Annotated in this window: 23 protein-coding genes; 7 read left to right on the top strand and 16 right to left on the bottom strand. The window is 71.2% G+C overall.

The window, feature by feature from the left end:
- The first annotated feature begins 1 nt into the window (after position 1).
- The gene (locus ACH4U7_RS39560) at positions 2 to 1,201 is read left to right on the top strand and encodes a CU044_5270 family protein (RefSeq protein WP_398532601.1); all 1,200 of its coding nucleotides are present in this window, start codon (positions 2 to 4) and stop codon (positions 1,199 to 1,201) included.
- Between the two features lie 95 nt (positions 1,202 to 1,296).
- Positions 1,297 to 2,508: a hypothetical protein gene (locus tag ACH4U7_RS39555; protein ID WP_398532600.1), complete on the top strand. Its 1,212-nt coding sequence runs from the start codon at positions 1,297 to 1,299 to the stop codon at positions 2,506 to 2,508.
- Here the strand turns inward: ACH4U7_RS39555 and nirD are convergent.
- The 11 genes from nirD to ACH4U7_RS39500 all read right to left on the bottom strand — a co-directional run bounded on the left by nirD (position 2,491) and on the right by ACH4U7_RS39500 (position 14,611).
- Complete coding sequence (nirD, locus tag ACH4U7_RS39550; protein ID WP_398532599.1) at positions 2,491 to 2,865, bottom strand: nitrite reductase small subunit NirD; 375 nt, start codon at positions 2,863 to 2,865, stop codon at positions 2,491 to 2,493. The genes ACH4U7_RS39555 and nirD overlap by 18 nt on opposite strands.
- The gene (gene nirB / locus ACH4U7_RS39545; RefSeq protein ID WP_398532598.1) at positions 2,862 to 5,519 is read right to left on the bottom strand and encodes a nitrite reductase large subunit NirB; all 2,658 of its coding nucleotides are present in this window, start codon (positions 5,517 to 5,519) and stop codon (positions 2,862 to 2,864) included. Before nirB ends, nirD begins: the two co-directional genes overlap by 4 nt.
- A gap of 2 nt (positions 5,520 to 5,521) precedes the next feature.
- Positions 5,522 to 6,865 carry an NAD(P)/FAD-dependent oxidoreductase gene (locus tag ACH4U7_RS39540; protein ID WP_398532597.1) on the bottom strand — a complete coding sequence of 448 codons (1,344 nt, stop codon included), beginning with the start codon at positions 6,863 to 6,865 and terminating at the stop codon, positions 5,522 to 5,524.
- 68 nt (positions 6,866 to 6,933) lie between these two features.
- A complete protein-coding gene (locus tag ACH4U7_RS39535) occupies positions 6,934 to 8,268 on the bottom strand; it encodes a cytochrome P450 (RefSeq protein WP_398532596.1) in 1,335 nt (444 codons plus the stop codon).
- On the bottom strand, positions 8,265 to 9,479 hold the full coding sequence (locus ACH4U7_RS39530; RefSeq protein WP_398532668.1) for a cytochrome P450: 1,215 nt from the start codon (positions 9,477 to 9,479) through the stop codon (positions 8,265 to 8,267). The genes ACH4U7_RS39535 and ACH4U7_RS39530 overlap by 4 nt, the downstream gene beginning before the upstream one ends.
- 68 nt (positions 9,480 to 9,547) lie before the next feature.
- The gene (locus ACH4U7_RS39525; RefSeq protein WP_043491684.1) at positions 9,548 to 10,096 is read right to left on the bottom strand and encodes an ATP/GTP-binding protein; all 549 of its coding nucleotides are present in this window, start codon (positions 10,094 to 10,096) and stop codon (positions 9,548 to 9,550) included.
- Between the two features lie 289 nt (positions 10,097 to 10,385).
- Positions 10,386 to 10,745, bottom strand: a complete 360-nt coding sequence (locus ACH4U7_RS39520) for a DUF742 domain-containing protein (RefSeq protein WP_014179897.1) — start codon at positions 10,743 to 10,745, stop codon at positions 10,386 to 10,388.
- On the bottom strand, positions 10,742 to 11,188 hold the full coding sequence (locus ACH4U7_RS39515) for a roadblock/LC7 domain-containing protein (protein WP_398532595.1): 447 nt from the start codon (positions 11,186 to 11,188) through the stop codon (positions 10,742 to 10,744). Before ACH4U7_RS39515 ends, ACH4U7_RS39520 begins: the two co-directional genes overlap by 4 nt.
- A complete protein-coding gene (locus tag ACH4U7_RS39510) occupies positions 11,188 to 12,480 on the bottom strand; it encodes an ATP-binding protein (RefSeq protein ID WP_398532594.1) in 1,293 nt (430 codons plus the stop codon). Before ACH4U7_RS39510 ends, ACH4U7_RS39515 begins: the two co-directional genes overlap by 1 nt.
- Before the next feature lie 87 nt (positions 12,481 to 12,567).
- Positions 12,568 to 13,926, bottom strand: coding sequence for a sensor histidine kinase (locus tag ACH4U7_RS39505; protein ID WP_398532593.1), 1,359 nt, complete (start codon positions 13,924 to 13,926; stop codon positions 12,568 to 12,570).
- Between the two features lie 7 nt (positions 13,927 to 13,933).
- Positions 13,934 to 14,611, bottom strand: a complete 678-nt coding sequence (locus tag ACH4U7_RS39500; protein ID WP_398532592.1) for a response regulator transcription factor — start codon at positions 14,609 to 14,611, stop codon at positions 13,934 to 13,936.
- A gap of 145 nt (positions 14,612 to 14,756) precedes the next feature.
- Between ACH4U7_RS39500 and ACH4U7_RS39495 the strand changes: the two genes are divergently transcribed.
- Both ACH4U7_RS39495 and ACH4U7_RS39490 read left to right on the top strand, forming a co-directional pair.
- Positions 14,757 to 15,374, top strand: coding sequence for a hypothetical protein (locus ACH4U7_RS39495; protein ID WP_398532591.1), 618 nt, complete (start codon positions 14,757 to 14,759; stop codon positions 15,372 to 15,374).
- 126 nt (positions 15,375 to 15,500) lie between these two features.
- Positions 15,501 to 16,286 (top strand): sulfite exporter TauE/SafE family protein, encoded by a 786-nt coding sequence (locus tag ACH4U7_RS39490; protein WP_398532590.1) that lies wholly within the window; start codon positions 15,501 to 15,503, stop codon positions 16,284 to 16,286.
- Positions 16,287 to 16,298: 12 nt separating this feature from the next.
- Here ACH4U7_RS39490 and ACH4U7_RS39485 read toward each other — a convergent pair whose 3' ends face one another.
- A complete protein-coding gene (locus ACH4U7_RS39485; RefSeq protein ID WP_398532589.1) occupies positions 16,299 to 16,724 on the bottom strand; it encodes an iron chaperone in 426 nt (141 codons plus the stop codon).
- A gap of 195 nt (positions 16,725 to 16,919) precedes the next feature.
- Here ACH4U7_RS39485 and ACH4U7_RS39480 point away from each other — a divergent pair, with 195 nt between their 5' ends.
- The 3 genes from ACH4U7_RS39480 to ACH4U7_RS39470 all read left to right on the top strand — a co-directional run bounded on the left by ACH4U7_RS39480 (position 16,920) and on the right by ACH4U7_RS39470 (position 18,587).
- The gene (locus tag ACH4U7_RS39480; RefSeq protein ID WP_398532588.1) at positions 16,920 to 17,327 is read left to right on the top strand and encodes a PhzF family phenazine biosynthesis protein; all 408 of its coding nucleotides are present in this window, start codon (positions 16,920 to 16,922) and stop codon (positions 17,325 to 17,327) included.
- Positions 17,267 to 17,803, top strand: coding sequence for an SRPBCC family protein (locus tag ACH4U7_RS39475; protein WP_398532587.1), 537 nt, complete (start codon positions 17,267 to 17,269; stop codon positions 17,801 to 17,803). Before ACH4U7_RS39480 ends, ACH4U7_RS39475 begins: the two co-directional genes overlap by 61 nt.
- A gap of 187 nt (positions 17,804 to 17,990) precedes the next feature.
- Positions 17,991 to 18,587: an HD domain-containing protein gene (locus tag ACH4U7_RS39470; protein WP_398532586.1), complete on the top strand. Its 597-nt coding sequence runs from the start codon at positions 17,991 to 17,993 to the stop codon at positions 18,585 to 18,587.
- A gap of 21 nt (positions 18,588 to 18,608) precedes the next feature.
- Here ACH4U7_RS39470 and ACH4U7_RS39465 read toward each other — a convergent pair whose 3' ends face one another.
- The 4 genes from ACH4U7_RS39465 to ACH4U7_RS39450 form a co-directional block, all read right to left on the bottom strand.
- The gene (locus ACH4U7_RS39465; protein WP_398532585.1) at positions 18,609 to 18,752 is read right to left on the bottom strand and encodes a hypothetical protein; all 144 of its coding nucleotides are present in this window, start codon (positions 18,750 to 18,752) and stop codon (positions 18,609 to 18,611) included.
- Between the two features lie 26 nt (positions 18,753 to 18,778).
- Complete coding sequence (locus tag ACH4U7_RS39460) at positions 18,779 to 19,147, bottom strand: VOC family protein (RefSeq protein ID WP_398532584.1); 369 nt, start codon at positions 19,145 to 19,147, stop codon at positions 18,779 to 18,781.
- 81 nt (positions 19,148 to 19,228) lie between these two features.
- Positions 19,229 to 19,417: a DUF397 domain-containing protein gene (locus ACH4U7_RS39455; protein WP_398532583.1), complete on the bottom strand. Its 189-nt coding sequence runs from the start codon at positions 19,415 to 19,417 to the stop codon at positions 19,229 to 19,231.
- Between the two features lie 619 nt (positions 19,418 to 20,036).
- On the bottom strand, positions 20,037 to 20,258 hold the full coding sequence (locus ACH4U7_RS39450) for a hypothetical protein (protein ID WP_398532582.1): 222 nt from the start codon (positions 20,256 to 20,258) through the stop codon (positions 20,037 to 20,039).
- Positions 20,259 to 20,293 lie beyond the last annotated feature (35 nt).

Here is a 20,293-nt window from a genome sequence, read left to right as displayed (position 1 = left end):
CATGGCACGTAAGCGGCCCGATGTCATGAAGACGCTGGCGGACGCCCGGCCCCCGGAGTTCGACCCGGAGCGCCTGGCCGGTTCGGAACGCGCCCGGCACGACCTGATCACCATCCTGAGCAGCGCCCCGGAGGCGCCGGAAGCCTCCCGGTCCGCCGCCCGGCCGTTCACCTGGCGGTGGGCGCTGCCCGTCGCCGCGACGGCGGCCGCGGCCGGGGTGCTCGTGGCCACCCTGCCCCAGGGCGGCTCGGGCGCCCAGGACGCCCGAGGCGGTTCCCGCGCCACGGCCCGGCCCACCACGGCCGGCCCCCGGCACACCCCCGAGAACGGCCGCCTCGCGCTGCTGAACGTGGCCAGCCGGCTGGAGAGCAAGGCCGACGAGGGCACGTACTGGCAGACGACCACCCGGTCGGGCTGGATCGGCGTCGTCGCCGAGTCCGGGTCGACCTTCGCGGTCGTCTCCTCCGAGACGCAGCAGTGGTCCTTCGGGGTGAGGCCCGGTACGCAGAGCCTGTGGGTCTCGGGGATCGACGACACCACCGAGCCACGTACCGAGCGCGACACGGCGCGCTGGCGGGCCGCCGGATCGCCGAAGGACCTCACGCTCGCCGAGTCCGGGTCCGGGTCGGGCGGCAAGCTCGGTCTGAGGATCGAGTCAGGGTCCGAGAAGCGGCCGACGGTGACCCGGATCAACGACGGTGACAAGATCGCCGCCCTCGGCGCGCGCAATGTGACGTACGCGGATCTGCGGAAGCTCCCCGGTGACAGCGGCAAGCTGAAGGAGTACCTGGAGGGCCTGTACGAGGAGGACCGCGGCAGCGAGATCTCCGGCCGCACCGAGTGGATGTGGCGGCAGGCGGCCGGCCTGATCAGCCTCCCGGTCAAGCCCGAGGTGCGGGCCGCCGCGTACCGCGTCATCGCGGATCTGCCGGGCATCCGGTCGCTCGGCGAGGTGACCGACCCGCTGGGCCGCAAGGGGGTCGGCTTCGCGCTGCCCGCGACCGAACGGCCCGACTACGGGACCGCGCGGTCGGAGCTGATCGTGAACCCGGCTACCGGTGCGCTGCTGTCCGACCAGCAGGTGCTGACCAAGCCGAACGCGCAGGCAGCCGAGGCGGGGCTCACCGCGGGCACGGTGGTGAACCACACCGCCACCGTGACGTCGAAGTGGACGGACCGGCAGCTGAAAGCCCCCAAGTGACCGGGCGGGGTTATCGGTAGGACAAGGTCACCTGTAAGAACCGTCGGCCGGCGGCCATTTCCTTCTGAGAGCACCAACCGAGCAGAAGGAGCACCATGGCCAGGAACGCAGGGCTGCGCATAGCGGTAGCGGTGTGCGCGATCGCACTCGGCTCGTCAGGGGCACCGGCGAACGCCGCGACCGGCACTGCGACCACCACCGCGTCCGATCGGGCGGCCCGCGCCGCCACCCCCTGGCAACTGGCAACGCCGCTGAGCGAGACCGTCTCCACGGAGTTCTGGGACGTCGCCTCGACCGGCGCCAAGGACGCCTGGGCGGTGGGCCGCAAGGCAGACGGCGCCGACGGGGGCACCCCCACGATCAGGCACTGGAACGGCACCGCGTGGACGGACGTCCCCGCCGCCACCACGGGTGGCAAGGCCGCGCGGCTGGAGAAGGTCGCGGCCTCGGCGCCCGGCGACGCCTGGGCGGCCGGCACGCTGGACGACAACATGTCCGCGCCGCTCGTGCTTCAGCACTGGGACGGCAAGAAGTGGAGCAAGGTCGACCACGCGGCCCCCGCGGAGGGGTCGCTGAGCTTCATCGGCGACCTCGCCACGTTCGGTACGAAGTCGGCCTGGCTGACCAGTTTCGACTGGGATCCGAACGGCGACGCCCAGGTCTCCCGTCTGGAGCGCTGGACCGGCTCCGGGTGGCAGAAGGTGGACCTGCCCGCGGCCCCCGGCGGTGGCCAGGTGCAGCCCTGGGACATCACCGGTACCGGCCCGGACGACGTCTGGGTCACCGCCGACGCGGCGACCGGAGAGAAGACCGTACCGCTGCTGTACCACTGGAACGGCCGCGGCTGGACGGTCCGCGAGGTGCCGGTCCCCAGTGAGCACCCGACCGGTTGGGCGGCCAACCACGCCGTGGCCACCGGCCGTAACTCGGTCTATGTCGTCGGGAAGACCAACGACCCGCAGGCGCCCACGGCCACCATGGCCGCCCACTGGACCGGCAGTCGCTGGCAGTCGCTGCCCGCGCTCCCCGTCGACGAGGCGAACGCGGCGGGCGCGGACGGCGCCGGGGGCCTGTGGATCGCCGGCTGGACCCCGGGCGGCGACCCCCACTCCGTACTGGCCCGCTGGACCGGTACGGAGTGGTCGACCGAGAAGCTGCCCGCCGACATCACCGAGCACAGCGAGATGTCCACGGTGTTCGGCATCGCCGCCGTCCCCGGGACGAAGGGCGTGCTCGCCGCGGGGACGGCCGGCTGCGCGAGCGACCCCGTCCAGTGCGGGATCGTCGTCTCACGCGACCTGGGCTGACACCCCGTCGCTTGTGCGTGCCGCGTATGCCTGGACGACGACCCCCTCGTCGTCCAGGCACCGCCCCGTCTCCAGGTCGAAACGCTGCTTCAGCAGCGGCGAGGCGACGAAGGGCCGTGTCCCCAGGGAGCCCAGCAGACCCCGCGAGAGCACATACGCGCCCGTGAACGGATCGCGGTTGTCGATCGCGTACGCCCGCCCCGTCCGGTCCAGGAACACCGCGACCTGCGTCCCGTCCGGCAGCAGCGCCGCCACCCCGCGCCCCGGGATCAGATCGGAGAGGTCGCACACCGCGAACCACCGCTGGTCGATGAGGAGTTCCACGCGGACGGCGGTCCGCTCCAGTGCCATGGTCATCGGCTTGCAGCCCCTTCGAGAGTTTCGAGAGTACGGTCGAGAGTGCGAACGGGGATGCTGGGGCCGGACAGGATCGTCAGGTCCGGCTTGACCTGGTCGCGCTCGGGCACGAACTTCACCGTCGGATCCGGCGCGCCCGGCGCGTTGACGAAGGACACAAAGCGCCGCAGCCGCTCCGGGTCCTCCAGGGTCTCGGCCCACTCGTCGCGGTAGCCCGCCACATGGTCGGCCATGAGCGCCTCCAGCTCGGCGCACAGCCCCAGCGAGTCGTCGACCACCACATCCCGTACGTGGTCGAGGCCGCCCTCGATCCGCTCCAGCCACGCGGAGGTGCGCTCCAGCCGGTCCGCGGTGCGGATGTAGAACATCAGGAACCGGTCGATCAGCCGGATCAGCTGCTCGTCGTCGAGGTCCTGGGCGAGCAGATCGGCGTGGCGCGGGTCCGCGCCGCCGTTGCCCCCGACGTACAGGTTCCAGCCGTTCGAGGTGGCGATCACCCCGAAGTCCTTGCCGCGCGCCTCCGCGCACTCACGCGCACACCCGGAGACGGCCGACTTCAGCTTGTGCGGGGAGCGCAGCCCCCGGTAGCGCAGCTCCAGGTCGATGGCCATCCGCACCGAGTCCTGCACGCCGTAGCGGCACCAGGTCTGCCCCACGCACGACTTCACGGTGCGCAGCGCCTTGCCGTACGCATGCCCCGACTCGAACCCGGCCTCCACCAGCCGCGCCCAGATCGGCGGCAGCTGGTCCACGCGGGCGCCGAACAGATCGATCCGCTGCCCGCCGGTGATCTTCGTATAGAGCCCGAAGTCCCGTGCCACCTCGCCGATGACGATCAGCTTCTCGGGGGTGATCTCCCCGCCGGGGATGCGCGGCACGATCGAATACGAGCCGTTGCGCTGGAGGTTGGCGAGGAAGTGGTCGTTGGTGTCCTGGAGCGCCGCCTGCTCACCGTCCAGCACATAGCCGCTGGCGCCCACCGTCGGCGCGAGCGAGGCGATGATCGACGCCACGGTCGGCTTGCAGATCTCACAGCCGTTGCCGCTGCGCGCCTCGTCGCGGCCGTGGCTGTCCAGCAGCGCGGCGTACGAGGTGATGCGCAGCGTCCGGACGATCTCGTACAGCTCGGCCCGGGTGTAGGAGAAGCAGCCGCACAGCCCCTTGTCGACGCTGACGCCGCTCGCCTCGAGTTCATCGTTGACCAGGGTGGTCAGCGCCTTGAGGCAACTGCCGCAGCCGGTGCCCGCCTTGGTGCACTTCTTCACCTCGGGGACCGTGGTGCACTGGTGGTCGGTGACCGCCGAACGGATGCTGCCCTTGGTGACGTTGTGGCAGTTGCAGATCACCGCCTCGTCCGGCAGGGCGGACGGGCCGATCGCGGCCGGCGCCCCCAGCCCGGCCGGCAGCACCAACTGCTCGGGCGCGACCGGCGGCACGCTGCCGGTCAGCGGCCGCAGCATGCCGTACGACTCGGCGTCGCCGACCAGCACCCCGCCGAGCAGCGCCCCGTCCGCGCCGATCACCAGCTTCTTGTAGACGCCCGCGCGGGAGTCGGCGTACACCACGTCCAGACAGCCCTCGGCCGTGCCGTGCGCATCGCCGAACGAGGCCACGTCCACGCCGAGCAGCTTGAGCTTGGTGGAGGTGTCGGCGCCCGTGAAGCCACTCTCGCGGCTTGCCTCCGCGATCTCGTCGGCCGCTTCCGCGATCTCGTCCGCGGCCACCAGCGCCATCTCGTACCCCGGCGCCACCAGCCCGTACACCCGGCCGTCCGCGGCCAGTGCGCACTCGCCGATCGCGAACACCGCCGGATCGCTCGTACGGCACCGCTCGTCCACCGCGATCCCGCCGCGCTCCCCGACCGTCAGGCCGCAGTCGCGCGCCAGCTGGTCGCGGGGGCGTACGCCCGCCGAGAAGATGACCAGATCGGTGTCGATGGACGACCCGTCGGAGAGGGCCATCGCGGAGACCGCGCCGTCAGCGTTCGCTGTGATCTCCTTGCCGCCGACGCCCGTGTGCACGACCAGGCCCATGTCCTCCACGGTCCGCCGCAGCGCGGCGCCGCCGCCCTCGTCCACCTGGATCGCCATCAGCCGCGGATTGAACTCCACGATGTGGGTGGTCAGCCCGAGCCCCTTGAGCGCGCCCGCCGCCTCCAGGCCGAGCAGGCCGCCGCCGACCACGGTGCCGGACGAGCAGTTCTTGGCGTACTCCTCGATCTCCAGCAGATCCTCGATCGTGCGGTAGACGAAACAGCCCCGGCTGTCCTTGCCCGGCACCGGCGGCACGAAGGGGTACGAGCCGGTGGCCAGCACCAGCGAGTCGTACGCCACGGTCAGCCCCGAGCGCGCGGTGACCGTGCGCGCGGTGCGGTCGATGTGCTCGGCCGGGTCGCCCAGGTGCAGCTCGATACCGTGCCGGGCCATGAAGCCGTCCTCCACGAGGGACAGGTCCTCGGGGGTCCGGCCGGAGAAGTACGAGGTCAGCTGCACGCGGTCATAGGCCGGCCGCGGCTCCTCGCACAACACGACGACCCGGGCGCGCTCGGTCACGCCCCGCTCGACGAGCCCTTCCAGGAAGCGCTGGCCGACCATGCCGTGCCCGACGAGCACGATGGTGGGGGCGGCGGTGGGGGCAGGGTTGGGTGCGCTCATCGTCAGGAGCCTCCATCGTTGGTCAGCAGGTGCAGCAAGGGGGCGGAGGGGAGCGGCTCGTCACCCTCCCAAGTGCGGGCGAGCGCGCCGACGCTGCCGAGATCGCCAAGCAGAATCCCCCCGACGAGCCGATCCCCACGGACCACGACCTTCCGGTACGCGTTCCGCGTGGCGTCGGCCAGATGCACGACATCGTCGCCGGGGGCGGGGGTGGTCTCGCCGAACGCGGCGAGATCGAGCGGGCCGGCGGCGGACGCGAGCGTCAGCCGGGTCAGGGTGCGGCTTCCCGTGTACCGGGGGCCGGTTTCGTCGCCGTGCGCGGCCCGGCGGTCGGGTTGTGCCCACCCGTGCCGCCCTGCGGCACGATTGCCCACAACATGTGCCAAAGTGTCCGCCTGGTCCTGGGCCGGGCCGGCCAGGCCGTACAGGACGCCGGCGTGCTCCGCGCAGTCGCCGATCGCGAAGATCCGGGGGTCGCTCGTGCGCAGCTGGTCGTCCACGACGATGCCGCGCGCCACGGCGAGGCCGGCCGCGTGGGCCAGGCCGACGCGGGGGCGGGCGCCGCAGGCGAGGATGACCAGGTCGGCGTCGAGGGCGTATCCGTCCGCCAGTTCCACGGCGCTCACGGCGCGAACGGTGCGCCCGCCGCCGGAAGCGGACACGGACCGCGTGCGCAGCCCCCGTACGCGGCACTCCGTGTGGACCTCCACGCCCAGCGCCGCCACATGCCGCCGCAGCATCGCAGCCGCGCCGGTGTCCAGCTGCCGTTCCATGAGGTGTTCGCCCTGGTGGGCGAGGACGACCTGGGCGCCGCGCTGGGCCAGGGCCCGTGCCGCGGAGACGCCGAGCAGGCCGCCGCCGATGACGACGGCGCGGACGCCGGGGCGGACGGCCGCGGCGAGGGCCAGGCAGTCGTCCATGGTGCGGAAGGCGTGGACGCCGTCCGGCAGGTCGTGGCCGTGGGGTTCGAAGAGCCCGCGCAGCGGGGGCAGCACCGGGTTGGAGCCGGTGGCCAGCACCAGCGCGTCGTACGGGACGCGGCGCCCGTCGTCGCATACGACCTCGCCCGGGTCCCGGTCGAGCCGGACCACGCGTACGCCGCTCAGCCGACGGCCGACAGCAAGGGCCGGGAGGGCGATGACATCGGGGGCGTACCGCCCGGCGAGGACTTCGGCGAGCAGCACACGGTTGTACGCCGGGTGCGGCTCCTCGCCGATGATCGTCACCTCGACGGAGCCGTCGGCGGCCGTCGCGGCGAGCTGCTGCGCCAGCCGTGTTCCGGCCATGCCGCCGCCGACGATCACCACCCGGCGACTGCTGCTGCCCGGTTCCCTGTACGACCTCATGCCAGGAAGCGTGCGGGGTGCCTGTTACCCGGCAGCATCACCGCCGTTTCCCTGAAGCAACGCTGCCCTCAGCGCGCCCCGTAAGCCGTTGTGAGCCGCACCGGCAGCTCCTGCGGGCTGTTTCCGACGAAGCTGGGGTGCGGGACGAGCGCGTCGTCGGGGACGGCCAGGTCAAGGCCGGGGAAGCGGGTGAACAGCGCGTCGAGGGCGATCGTGGCCTCCATACGGGCCAGCGGCGCGCCGAGACAGTAGTGCGCGCCGTGGCCGAAGGACAGATGGCGGGCGGCGTCGGGGCGGGTGTGGCGGGTGATGTCGAAGCGATCGGCGTCCGCGCCGTGGGCGCGCGGGTCGCGCCCGGCGGAGGTGTACGAGACGAGGACGGGGGCGCCCTGGGGGATCACCGTGTCGCCGACGGTCAGGTCGCGGGTCGGGTAGCGGAAGGGGAAGAGGCTGACGGGGCTGTCGTAGCGCAGGGTCTCCTCGACCACAGCGCCCCAGGACGCCTCGCCGGCGCCGGAGCGCACCAGCTCCAGCTGGTCACGGTGGGCGCACAGCGCCCGCACGGCGTTGGTGATCAGGTTGAGCGTGGTCTCGTGCCCGGCGATGATCATCAGCAGCAGCGTGCCGATGAGCTCTTCCTCGCTGAGCCGGTCACCATCTTCCTCGTGGGCGGCTATCAGCGCACTCGTCAGGTCGTCGCCCGGCGAGCGCAGCCGCGCGGCGGCCACCTGGCCCAGGATGGCGATCATCTCGCGGTTGGCGGCCAGCGCCCGCTCGGGGGCGGTGCGGGTGCCGACGATGTCGTTGGAGAGGGCGTGCAGCCGGTCCTGGTGCTCGGGGCCGACGCCGAGCAGCCGGCAGATCACGCCCATGGGCAGCGGCAGCGCGAAGTGGCGGCGCAGGTCGACCACGCCGTCGGGGGCTTCGGCGGCGGCCTCGGCCAGCCGGTCCAGGAGGGCGGCGGTCAGCTCCTCGACGGCGGGGCGCAGCGCTTCCACCCGGCGCGGGGTGAACGCCCGCGTGACCAGGGAGCGCAGCCGCTTGTGGTCGGCGCCGTCGGCGGTGGTCATGCCCCGTACGGTGGCGAAGGTCGCCAGCGGCCAGCCGGGCGGGATCTCACCGTCTCGCAGCGCGGCGAAGTGGCGGGCGTCCTTGGCGACTTGGGGGTGGGTGGTGAAGTCCTTGAGCTCTTCGTGGCGGGTGATGGCGTAGGCCGTGACATCGCCGGGCAGCAGGACCGGGACCGCGGCCGCGCGCTCCCGCAGCCGTGCGTTGACCGCGTGCTGACCGGCCCCGGTGGGGTCCAGCCGATGCGGGGCGGGTGCGGCGTGCGGCACGGGGCACTGGCCGTCGGTCGCGTCGGTCGCGTCAGCCGCATCGGTCGCATCAGCCGCGTCGGTCATCGTAAGTCTCCTGAGTCTGCCGGGTGGGTGGCCGCCGCCGCGTCCGCCGCGTCGGCCGCGAGCTGCGGGGCGGTGAACCGCACCGGCAGCCCGGCCAGGTTCTTCGACCAGGGCGAGGTGATCCAGGCCAACTGGTCCTCCGGCACCGCCAGTTCGAGGTCGGGCAGCCGGTGCCGGAGGGTGTCCACGGCGGTCCGGGTGATCAGCCGCGCCGGGTCCCGTGCCGGGCAGGTGTGCGGACCGGCGCCGAAGGCGAGGTGGGAGCGGTTGCCGATGACCGGACGGCCGTCCTCGGGCAGCACCTCGGGGTCGGCGTTCGCCCCCGCCAGGCCCAGGATGAGCATGTCCCCGGCGCGGATGTGCTGTCCGCCGAAGCGCAGATCGCGGGTGGCGTAGCGGCCGGGGAAGTTGGCGGTGGGCGGATGGCGCCACAGCACCAGGTCCAGCGCGTCGTCGACCGTGAGGTGGCCGCGGGCCAGCGAGGAGCGGAAGCCCGGGTCGGTGAGGAGGATCCGTACGGTGTCGGCGATCCAGTTCACGGTCGTCTGGTTCCCCGCCACGATGATCACTACGAGGTTGTGCAGCACTTCCTGGTCGCTGAGGCCGACCGGGTGCTCCAGCAGCCAGGAGGTCAGATCCGCGCCCGGCTGCCGCTTCTTCTGCTCGATCAGCTCCAGCAGAATGCCGCCCATGCGCCGGTTGGCGCCGGTGGCGGCGGCGGTGGGGTTGACGATGGCGGCGATGGCCTCGACCAGCCGCGGCCCGCGCTCCTCGTCGAGGCCCAGGATCTGGGTGACGACCTGCAGCGGGAGCAGCCGCGCGTACTGCGGCACCAGATCCGCCTCATGCCGGTCCGCGAACCCGGCGATCAGCCGCTCGGCGGCGGACCGCACCGTACGGATCAGCTCGTGCCCGTCGAGCCGCCCCAGCGCCTCGGCGACCGCCGAGCGCATCCGGCGGTGCTGCTGGCCGTCGGCGAACAGCAGCGCCGGGCGCCAGCCGACCAGCGGGACCAGCGGCGAATCGGGCGGTACGCGGCCGTCGCGCAGCGGGGTCCAGCGCCTGGGGTCGTGCGAGAAGTACTGCTCATCGCGGGTCAGATGAAGCAGCTCGCGATGGCCGAGCACCAGCCATGCCTCGACGCCGGGCGCGATGGCGACGGGCACGACCGGGCCGTGGTCGCGGCGCATCCGCTCGTACAGCGCGGGCATGTCGCCGTCCAGCCCCGGCCCGTACAGCGGCACCGGGGCCGGCCGCGCGCCATCGGCCCAACCGGCCGTCACGACGCCTCCGTGATGGTCTCTATGAGGTGGGAGACCAGCGAGATCAGCGCCTGGACGGAGGACTTGTGCTCCCGGGCGTCGCAGATGACCAGCGGGGTGTGGGGGAGCAGATCGAGCGCGGAGCGCAGATCGTCCTCGCTGTGCAGCACGCTGTCGGGGAACGCGTTGACCGCGACGGAGAACGGGACGTCCAGGTCCTCCAGATGCCCGATGGCGTCGAAGGAGGCCTCCAGATCGCGGGTGTCGACGAGTGCGAGCGCGCCCAGGGCGCCGCGCGCCAGGTCCTTCCACGCGGGTAGAAAACGCTGCTGCCCCGGCGTGCCGAACAGATAGAGCACCAACTCGCCGCCGAGCGTGATCCGGCCGAAGTCCAGGGCCACCGTGGTCGTGATCTTGGACGGCCGTACGGCGGTGTCGAGGCGGGCGCCCGCCTGGGTCATGGTCGCCTCGGTGGACAGCGGCTTGATCTCCGAGACCGTGCCGATCAGCGTGGTCTTGCCGACGCCCATGGGGCCGACGACCAGGATCTTGGCCGCGCCGGACACGCTGGACTGCACATACATGACGGGTGTGCCGGCCAGATCGTCGGCGTCGTCCGCGTCGGCCGAGTCGTCCGCGTCGTTCATGTCGGCCATCTTGTCCCCGTCACCCTCGTCGTCTTCATTGTCCACGCCGCCGTCCACGTCGCCGTCCACGCCGTGCACACCGTCCCTGTCATCGGCGCCCTCCGCACCGCCTGTTCCGCCCGCACCGCCTGTCCCGTCCGCGTCGCCCGCGCCGTCCGCGTCGCCCGATCCGTCTGCGTCGTCCGCGCCGCCTGCTCCGTCCGAGATCTCAGAGCTTGCTCTCAAGCCCATCGAGCACCTTCCTCAGCAAGTCCCTATCGGCACGCTTGGCGGCCCGGACGGGCGGGCGCGCCACGATATGCCCCCAGTCGATGAGATCTGCCAGCAGCACCTGCACCACGGCCGGTGGCTGGCCGAGGTGCGCGGCCACCTCCGCCACCGACAGCAGACCCTGACAGAAGTCGACGATCCGCCGGTACTCCGGCTGGAGATCCGGGGGCGGCGCGCTTCCCGAGGCCATGACGAGCGTCTCCCACGGCAGCTCGTCCCGTGAGGAACCCGCGCGGCCACGTGTGATCACGTACGGCCGCACTGCCGGGGTGGTCCGTTCCTCGCGGGGCTCGTTCATGGCGTCGAGGTCATCGACTCCCGTGGACGGCTGCTCAGATGGGCGCCTATTTTCGCTACGAGTAATTGCATCTGCTGGGCCACGAGACCGACATCCGCTTCCATATCGGTGGCCACGCCCAGAGACGCCCCCTGGCCGGCCGAGGTGAACAGCACGAACCCCTTGTCGGACTCGACCATCAGCTGCCGCACCCCCGCGTCGTCGCCGAATAACAGTGCCGCCGTGGACTGCCCGGTCACGGTGAGCGCCGCGCAGGCGGCGGCCAGCGACTCGGCCTCCGCCACGTCCAGTTGGGGCACATCCCCTGTCAGCCCCTCGGCGGAGCCATGCCCCATGCGCAGACCGTCCTCCGAGACGACGACGGCATGTCGCACGCCCGGGATCTGCGTCAGCGGACGCAGCATCCATCCAACGTCCGGCAGCCTGGCTATGGTTCCGGCCACTACCGGCCTCCTTCTCGATCTGCTCGGTCCTGTTGGTCGGCTTGGTCGGCCTCGGCCACCTCCGCGCGCCCGCGACGGGTGCCGGAGACGATGCTGGCGATGGACGCGCGGGCGGCCTCGGGGGTCCACGGGTCGCAGGCGGGGGCGGCGGAACCGGGGCCGGAACCAGGGCTGGGGGCGGGCGTCTTGGCGTCGGGTGCGTTCTGGTTCGTACGGCGGCGGTTGCGCCGCTGCGGCAGCCCGGCCCCGGCCCCTGAGTCGGGGCCGGTCCCGGAGTCGGCCCCGATGGGTGCGGGTGCGGCCGGGGCGGTCACGGGCTCGATGACGACCGGCTCCGTGTCCACGACCGGCTCGGCGCCCCCGCCGAGCAGCCGGTGCGGTACGAAGACCACCACCCGCGTCCCGCCGTACGCCGAGGCGGTCGACAGCTCCACGCTGAAGCCCAGCTCCCGCGACCACCGCCCGACACATGCGAGCCCCAGCCGCGGCACCGCCCCCAGCTCGGCCAGGTCAAGGCTGTCCCGGAGCTGGGCGACGGCCTGCTCCAGCACATCGGGCGGCATACCGAGCCCCGCGTCGTCGATCTCGACGACCGCGCCCGCGGCGACCTCCCGGATGGAGACCGCGACCTGGGTGCGCGAGGGGGAGAACACCGTGGCGTTCTCCAGCAGTTCGGCGATCGCGTGCATCAGACCCTCGACCGCGGGCGCCACCACGTACAGCGTCTGGCCGCCGTGCACATCGACCCGCCCGAACTCCACGATCCGCGACTGCGCGCCGCGCACGCAGTCGAAGAGCGTCACCGGCCGGGTCTCGCGCCGCGCGGGCCAGATCCCGCACATCACCATCAGGGTCTGCGCCTTGCGGGTCATCTGGGCCGCGGCGTGGTCGGCCTTCATCACCTCGGCCATCAAGGCCGCCTCGCTGATGCGCTGTTCCAGGCCGTCGAGCACCTGCTGCTGCACCACCGCCATGGCATGCATATTCCTGGCCACGGACTCGAACGACGCCTGGACGGAGTCGCGCAGATTCCGCTCCCGGCGGGCCGCCTCGTCCAGCTCGGCCCGTACGGCGGACAGCCGGGCCACCTCCTCGCCGCGCTCGGCCGCGACGGCCCGTTCCCGCTCGGCTTCGGTCCGCGCCTCAGCGGCGGCTGCCCGCTCCCGTTCGGCCGTCGTACGCGCCTCGGCGAGCGCCGTACGCAGCCTGGCGACCCATAACGAGCCCAGCAGCAACGTCAGCACCAGCAGAGCGGATGCGACGGCGATGACTCCCGCCGTCTCCGACAACACGTTCGTATACCTCCACCCGCGATGCGGCCAAGAACGGGCAGATACTACTGACCAACCGATCAGTCTGTTCCGGTAGTTGTCAAAGTCTCATCTCACAACGGCAGCCACAGGCAGCCGCAGCAGCACCCGGGCCCCTCCCCGAGGACTGGTGTGGAGGGTCAGAGTCCCGCCATGGGCGTGCGCGATGTCCTTGGCGATCGCGAGGCCGAGGCCGGTGCCGCCGTCCTGCCGGGCGCGGGCGTCGTCCAGCCGGGTGAAGCGCTCGAAGACGCGCTCGCGGTCGGATTCGGGGATGCCGGGGCCGTCGTCGTCCACGGAGAGCTCGACCATGCCGTCGCGGACCGCGACGCCGACCGAGACGGTCGTGCGGGCGTGTCTGCGGGCGTTGTCGGTGAGGTTGGTGAGCAGCCGGGAGAGCTGTACGCGGCTGCCGTGCACGACGGCGGCGGCGGTGGCCGGTCCGGCGTCTCCATCAGACGCGTCTCCGTTGGACGCGTCCGCGTCGGAGGTGTCCGCGTGCTCCAACACCGTGCCGGGGTGCCGCCGTACCTCCTCGGCCGCCAGCGCCGCGAGGTCCACCGGGGCCTGGGGCGGCGCCTCCTGTGCGTCGAGCCTGGCGAGCAGCAGCAGATCGGAGGCGACGGCCTGGAGGCGTTCGGTGTCCAGGAGGGCCTTGTGCACGGCGGTCGGCCAGTCCGTCCGCGAGGGGCGGGCCAGGGCGAGTTCGAGCTGGGCCCGTACGGCCGCGATGGGGCTGCGCAGTTCGTGGGAGGCGTCCGCCACGAACTGGCGCTGCCGGGTCATGGCCTGATGCAGCCGGTCCAGCGTGGCGTTCATCGTCCGCGCCAGCCGGGAGATCTCGTCGCGCGCCTTGGACACCGGGACCCGGCGGTGCAGAGCGCGTTCGGTGATCTCGGTGAACTCCTCGCGTATGGCGGCCACCGGGCGCAGCGCACGGCCGACCAGCAGCCAGGTGAGCGCGGCCACGAACAACACGAGCCCGGCCGCCGCGGGGGCGACCTGGCGCAGCAGCAGCCGGGTGGCGTTGTCGACGGCGGTGGTCGAGGGGGCGACGTCCACGCTGTACGCCGTGTGGGCCCTCGCGGTGAGGAAGACGGGTGCGCTGCTGACCACCTTGCTGTCCAGCGGAGCTTCCCCCGGACGTGCGGGGCTGATCACCCGTCCCGCGGCCTTGATGGTCACCGGTTGGGGCGTGACGACCAGCGCCTTCTCCGCCAGCTTCGTCTTCCCGGACGTCGCCAGTTGGTCCGCGACGCTGACGGCGGCCTGCTTGGCATCCGCCTTCGCGCTGTCACGCAGGTTCTGCTGCAGGACCAGGACCAGGGCCAGCATGCACAGCGCTATGGCGAGGGCGACGGTGCCGACGGCGGCCGCCGTGGCCTTGGCGCGGACACTCATCCCGGTCAGCAGGCTCATGGATCTCATGCCGCGGTCACCCCCCGTCGCGGGCCAGCAGATATCCCGCGCCCCGTATCGTGCGGATCGCCTGCTTGCCGTACGGCACGTCGATCTTCCGGCGCAGGGTTCTGATGTAGACCTCGACGAGATTGGCCCCGCCCTCGTAGGCGGTGTCCCACACCGTGTGCACGATCTCGGTCTTGGAGACCACCTGTCCGGCGCGGCGGGCCAGGCACTCCAGTACGGCGAACTCCTTGGCCGTCAGCGTGACGCTGTCCTTCCCCCGGCTGCAGGCCAGGGCCGCGGGCTCCAGCCGCAGATCCCCCAGCTCCAGCACCTCGGGCCGGTCCAGGCTGCCGCGCCGCACCAGGGCCCGCACCCGCGCGATGAGGACGACGTAGGAGAATGGCTTGGTGAGGTAGTCGTCCGCGCCGACGTCGAGTCCGTCGGCCTCGTCGTACTCGCCGTCCTTGGCGGTCAGCATCAGGATCGGCGTCCAGACGCCGGCCTCCCGCAGCCGGGAGCAGATCTGATAGCCCGACAGCCCGGGCAGCATCACATCCAGCACGATCGCCGCGTACTCGGTGGACTGGGCCAGCGCCAGGCCGCTGCGCCCGTCACCGGCCGTCTCGACGGTGAAACCCTCCTGCTCCAGACCTTCCTTGAGGAGTTCGCGGAGCCGGGCGTCGTCTTCCACCACGAGAATGCGCACGGGAGCAGCATGGCACGCACAAGCTGAGTCCCCGCTGAAGAGCTTTCAGCGAGGACTCAGCGTCGGTACGCCACGGTGGACGCACCGACGGACCGGGAGTCCGCCGGGTTCATATCCCCTGCGTAACCTGCGTAAGGAGACACTTGTGACTCGCTTCAGCTCCATCGCCACCAAGCGCCGAGGCGTCGTGCTCGCCGCGGCCGTCGGCGTTCTGACGCTGGGGGCCACGGCCTCCGCTTCGGCCGCCGGCCCGTCGCGCACCGCCTCGGTGGGGGGTGCCGATGTGGTGATGGCCAAGGCGTCCAAGCCCTGCGTGATCACGGAGGGCAAGGCTGTCCCGGCTGCCGAGGCCGCCAAGATCGAAAAGGGCGCCCGGGACGCCCGCGTCATCACCAGGGCGACCAAGGGCCTCAAGGTCGTCGAAGCCGGCAGGACTGCCAAGGCAGCCAAGGCCATCAAGCTTCCCAAGGGCATCAAGATCGTCAAGAACGGTGACGGGATCGAGCTGTCCGTGGTGAAGGGGATCCCCGGCAAGCCGAGCCACACCAGGGAGTGCCCCGTTCCGACCTTGCCGGGCAAGCCGAGCAAGCCGAGCAAGCCGAGCAAGCCGGGCGAGCCGAGCAAGCCGGGCGAGCCGAGCAAGCCGGGCGAGCCGTGCCGGGTTCTTGTGATCAAGGGCTCCGACTCGGCCTGGAAGAAGTTCCCGGCCAAGGAATGCCACGCTCACGCCACGCTCGCTCCGGCAACCCCGAAGACCAAGTAGCGCGCGACCGCGGGCCTCACGACGGACCGCCGGCCTGGGGGCGGCCGGCGGTCCCGGGCCTGGTCCCGGGCCCGGACCTGGACCTGGCTCCGGCCGGGTTTCCGCGCCGCCATAGGCTCCTGACCCATGCCTGACATACCGCTGGTGACGTTGCTCCTGCTCTGCCTGGCCGCGGCTGGTGCCGGCTGGATCGACGCCGTAGTAGGAGGCGGGGGCCTCCTACTGCTGCCCGCCATGCTGGTCGGACTGCCGCACTACCAGCCCACCTACATCCTCGGCACCAACAAGGCGATCGCCATCGTCGGCACGACTGGTGCCGCCATCACGTACACTCGCAAGACCCCGCTCGACATACGGCTCGCCACGCGTATCGGCGCCGCCGCCGTCGCCGGCTCCCTCACGGGCGCGTTCCTCGCCTCCGGTATCAACAGTGGCGTGCTGCGTCCGCTGATCATGGTGGTCCTGCTGGCCGTCCTCGCGTTCGTCCTGCTCCGCCCGGCCTTCGGCACCGCCCCGGCTCCCGCGGAGCCCCTGACCAGGCAGCGCGTCCTGGCCGCGATCCTCGCCATCGGCCTCGGCATCGGCTTCTACGACGGCCTCATCGGCCCCGGCACCGGCACCTTCCTCGTCATCGCCCTCGTCGCCGCCCTCCATATGAACCTGGTCACAGCCTCGGCCACGGCCAAGGTCGTCAACGTCTGCACCAACTTCGGCGCGCTGGTCACCTTCGCCATCCAGGGCACGGTCCTGTGGCGCATGGCGGCGCTGCTCGCGCTCTTCAACCTGGGCGGCGGGATGCTGGGCGCGCGGATGGCGCTCAAGCGGGGGAGCGGGTTCGTACGGGGGGTCCTGGTGGTCGTCGTGGTCTCGCTGGTCTGCAAGCTGGCGTACGACCAGTGGCTGGCGGCCTGAAGCCTCTCGGTGTCAGCTCACCGCGCGCTTCACCAGCTCGGAGATCCGCGCCTCGTCGCCGGCCGTCAACTCCCCGGTCAGCGCGTACGAGGACGCCCACATCGCACCCTCGTCCAGGTTCGCCTGGTCGCTGAAGCCGAGGGTGGAGTAGCGGGCCTTGAACTTCGCGGCGCACTGGAAGAAGCAGAGCACCTTGCCGTTCTTCGCGTACGCGGGCATCCCGTACCAGAGCTTGGGCGTGAGCTCCGGCGCCGCCGCCGTGACGAGGGCGTGGATCCGCTCGGCCAGGGCGCGGTCGCCCGCCTCCATCTCGGCGATCTTCGCCAGCACCTCGCTCGTACCGTCCGCCTTGGCGGAGCCTCGGCGAGCCGCCTTCACCTCCCGGCCACGCTCCTTCATCGCGGCGCGCTCCTCGGCCGTGAACTCCGTGTCGCTCATTGCGGTCTCCCTCCGGTCGGTGTTCCCGCTGTTCTGCGGGGCGATTTCGATCTTAGGGAGCCGCTGACGTGCGTGGCTTCTCCAAAACTGATCGGTCGCAGTCCAACGCAGTCCAATTTGTGGCAGGTGGCTCTGTCCGGACGCCGGGGCAGGGGTGGGATGGGACAGGTTCCGCTGCTCGTGAAAGGCCCCTCGATGACCGTGCCGCGCTCACGTCCGTTCGCACAGGTCGATGTGTTCTCCTCGACTCCCTACCTCGGGAACCCGGTGGCCGTCGTGTTCGACGCGGCTGACCTGGACGACCAGGCGATGCGGCGCCTCGCCCGCTGGACGAACCTGTCGGAGACGACGTTCGTGCTGCCGCCCTCGACCCCGGACGCGGACTACCGGCTGCGGATCTTCACCCCCGGCGGCGAGCTTCCGTTCGCCGGCCACCCCACGCTCGGCTCGGCCCACGCCTGGCTCGAACGGGGCGGGAGCCCCCGCCCTGACCCGGCGCCGGGCCGCGATGAGTTTTCGGCGCCCGGGCGGTCTACCCACACATGGATGAGGACTATGGAGTCACCGGTGCCCACACCGAAGTGGAACTGCTCGTCGACCTGACCGTCGACGAGCTCTGGGCCGCGATCACGGACCTCTCGCGCCTCGGCGAGTGGAGCCCGGAGTGCACCTACGCGGCCTGGCTGGACGGCTGGACCGCACCGGAGGTCGGCGCGCGGTACGAAGCCCGCAACCGGTTCCCGAACGGCCTGGTCACGCAGGTGCTGTGCGTGGTCAACGCCGCTGATCCGCCTTACGCGTTCGGCTGGGACGTATACGGCGGCGCCCCGGAAACCCACGAACCCTTCGCCACCTGGCGCTACGACCTGCGCCCCGCCGTGCGCCCCGACCAGACGGTGGTCCGCCAGTCGTTCACACACGGCCCGGGCGACAGCGGAGCCCGCGCCGCCGTACGCGCCGACCCCGCCAACGCCACGGCGATCCTTCAGGGGCGACTGGACCAGCTGCGCCGCAATATGAAGACGACGATCGGGGCAATGGTCTGCGACATCGGCCGCGTGCGGACTGAGCCGCAATAGCCCGCGGGCTCTCGGGCGCCACGGGCCGCCCAGGACCCGTCCGGTGGGACCTTCCGCAGCCCCCTTCTCCGCTGTACCGATATGCGGCCCCGCCCCCCCGGGATCCGCGCCGAAGCCGCATATCGGGTGCAGTGGACAAAGGTGGACAGGTCAGGAGCTTACGAGCCGAGGTTGCTAAGCTCGCGCCGTGATTCTGCCGACGGTCGACGACATACGGGCGCTGCACGAGAAGTACGCACCGACGCGGGAAGCGTTCCACCTCGTGTACACGCACTGCGAGATCGTCTGGAAAGTCGCCGAGCAACTGCTGGCCGCCGACGGCCACCGGCTCGACTCCGACCTCGTCCGCGCGGGTGCCCTTCTCCACGACATCGGCGTCTACCGGCTCTACGACAACGGGGGCCGACTCCGGGTCGGCGACTACATCCGCCATGGGGTGCTCGGGCACACGATCCTGTGCCAGGAGGGCTTCCCCGAGCGGCTGTGTCGCTTCTGTTCCTGCCACACGGGCGTCGGGCTCACGCGGCACGACATCGAGCGGCAGGAGCTGCCTCTGCCGGTGGCCGACTACGTGGCGGAGACCGCAGAGGAACAGCTGGTGATGTACGCGGACAAGTTCCACACGAAGGCCAATCCCCCGGCGTTCGTCTCCTTCGACATGTATGCCGCGCACGTGGTCCGGTTCGGCACGGAGAAGGTCGACGCATTCCACGCACTGCGCGCCCGGTTCGGCGAGCCGGACCTCGCAACCCTTCGTGCTCGGTATGGACACGCGTCGGCCTGACGGGGTGAAGTACGGGTGAAGTCAGGATGCGCGGTAAGCCGCAACAGCGTCGGTGTAGAGCTCTGCCGTGAGGTCACTTTCATGAATGCCGAGCTCAGTCATGATCATACGGACATCATTGAGCGCGGCCGGTAGTTCGCCCTCCTCCCGGACGAGGGTCTCCACTTCCAGGAATGTGCCTTCGATCTCCGTCAGTGGTGACCGGTGTCGATGACGCAGAAGCGGTTACCTTCAGGATCGGCGAGCACGACGAAGTCGGCGTCGTCCGGATAAAGATCCCAGTCGATGCGCCGAGCCCCCAGGGACACCAGCCGCTCGACTTCGGCGGCCTGGTCGGCCGCGTCCCCGGCATACAGGTCCAGGTGGATCCGCGGATGCTCCTGGACCGGCGTCTCGCTGAGACCGAGCGCCAACTGCACCCCGGCCCCTTCCGCCGGCACCAGCACCACCCAGTCATCTTCCATCTCCTCGCGCGGGACGTATCCCAGGGCCTCCATCCAGAACGCGGCCGCACGCGGCACATCCGAGACACCCAGCACAACGGAACCAACTCTCAGCATGCGCTGATTCTGGCGGACCGCACCGAGCCGACGACACCGGCTACGCGCCCAACAACGAAGCGAACCTCGCCTGATGCGGCACTAGCCGAGCTGTCCGGTGGCTATGGCGGCCCGGAAGGCGGTCCAGGCGGTGGGCGGTATACGGAGTATCGGCCCGTCCGGGATTTTGGAGTCGCGTATGGCGACGGCGTCGGGCACGTTGGTGGCCACCTCGACACACTCACCTCCACCGCTGCTGTAGCTCGACTTCACGAACTCAAGGGCAGTCACGTACTACATCTCCTCGCAGACACGCCGGATCAGGGCGAGTGAATCGTGCTGTGCCAATGAGAGGCGTGCGATGCGGTCGAAACCCTCCTGCGCATCGCCGTCTCCGATGCCAAGGGCGAACGCCTCCCCCAGCCGCGCCGCCCCACCCCCGATGACAAATTCGGACGCGGGCTGCTCATCGTCAGGGCTTTGGCGACCCGCTGGGGGTGCGCGAGCGAACCGTGGGAAAGGAAGTCTGGGTCGAGCTAGACCTGGCCACCTCGCCCGTCCAACTCTGATGCCGTCCTTGGGGGCGCTGCCGCAGCGTGGTCCGCGCGCCGCGATGAGTTTTCGGCGTCCGGCCAGGGCGACAGCGGAGCCCGGGCGGCCGTACGCGCCGACCCCGCCAACGCCACGGCGATTCTGCAGGGGCAGCTGGACCAACTGCGCCGCAATATGAAGACGATGATCGGGGGCGATGGTCTGCGACGTCGGCCGAGTGCGGACCGAGCCGGCATAGCCCCGCGGGCCTTCGGGGGCCGTAGGCGGATGCCCGCGAGTGGCTGCGGCTAGGTGGGTGTATGCGTTGCGCGAAGATACGCCCCTCGCGGCGAGCCTGGCTCCGCAGCCCGGAACACCATCAGACTGCGGAGCCAGGCTTCCGCTTCCGCCGCTTGAGGAAAAGTTCATAGGACGAGGGCGGAATGTATTCGCCGAGCGCGTCCATAGCTTCGACGCGCCGCTGGACCGCGTCTTCGTAGGTCTCATTTTCGATCAGGTTGAACTTCGGTTCGTTGTCACGCATGTCAGGTGTCACGACGCGCTTCAGCGGGTCTGATGAGGTGACGGAGCCAAGGGCCACCGTCAACCTCAAGTCTGGCTCTGAAGCGATGGTGA

Origin of the sequence: Streptomyces sp. NPDC020845 (assembly GCF_044334165.1) — a bacterium.
GTDB lineage: Bacteria > Actinomycetota > Actinomycetes > Streptomycetales > Streptomycetaceae > Streptomyces.
This window is presented reverse-complemented; position numbering and strand designations above follow the sequence as displayed.

Excerpts from the sequence above, each read along its gene's own strand:
- ACH4U7_RS39560 (WP_398532601.1), top strand. The coding sequence starts at position 2 with ATGGCACGTAAGCGGCCCGATGTCATGAAGACGCTGGCGGACGCCCGG.
- ACH4U7_RS39555 (WP_398532600.1), top strand. The coding sequence starts at position 1,297 with ATGGCCAGGAACGCAGGGCTGCGCATAGCGGTAGCGGTGTGCGCGATC.
- nirD (WP_398532599.1), bottom strand. The coding sequence starts at position 2,865 with ATGACCATGGCACTGGAGCGGACCGCCGTCCGCGTGGAACTCCTCATC.
- nirB (WP_398532598.1), bottom strand. The coding sequence starts at position 5,519 with ATGAGCGCACCCAACCCTGCCCCCACCGCCGCCCCCACCATCGTGCTC.
- ACH4U7_RS39540 (WP_398532597.1), bottom strand. The coding sequence starts at position 6,865 with ATGAGGTCGTACAGGGAACCGGGCAGCAGCAGTCGCCGGGTGGTGATC.
- ACH4U7_RS39535 (WP_398532596.1), bottom strand. The coding sequence starts at position 8,268 with ATGACCGACGCGGCTGATGCGACCGATGCGGCTGACGCGACCGACGCG.
- ACH4U7_RS39530 (WP_398532668.1), bottom strand. The coding sequence starts at position 9,479 with ATGCCCGCGCTGTACGAGCGGATGCGCCGCGACCACGGCCCGGTCGTG.
- ACH4U7_RS39520 (WP_014179897.1), bottom strand. The coding sequence starts at position 10,745 with ATGAACGAGCCCCGCGAGGAACGGACCACCCCGGCAGTGCGGCCGTAC.
- ACH4U7_RS39505 (WP_398532593.1), bottom strand. The coding sequence starts at position 13,926 with ATGAGATCCATGAGCCTGCTGACCGGGATGAGTGTCCGCGCCAAGGCC.
- ACH4U7_RS39490 (WP_398532590.1), top strand. The coding sequence starts at position 15,501 with ATGCCTGACATACCGCTGGTGACGTTGCTCCTGCTCTGCCTGGCCGCG.
- ACH4U7_RS39485 (WP_398532589.1), bottom strand. The coding sequence starts at position 16,724 with ATGAGCGACACGGAGTTCACGGCCGAGGAGCGCGCCGCGATGAAGGAG.
- ACH4U7_RS39480 (WP_398532588.1), top strand. The coding sequence starts at position 16,920 with ATGACCGTGCCGCGCTCACGTCCGTTCGCACAGGTCGATGTGTTCTCC.
- ACH4U7_RS39475 (WP_398532587.1), top strand. The coding sequence starts at position 17,267 with ATGGATGAGGACTATGGAGTCACCGGTGCCCACACCGAAGTGGAACTG.
- ACH4U7_RS39460 (WP_398532584.1), bottom strand. The coding sequence starts at position 19,147 with ATGCTGAGAGTTGGTTCCGTTGTGCTGGGTGTCTCGGATGTGCCGCGT.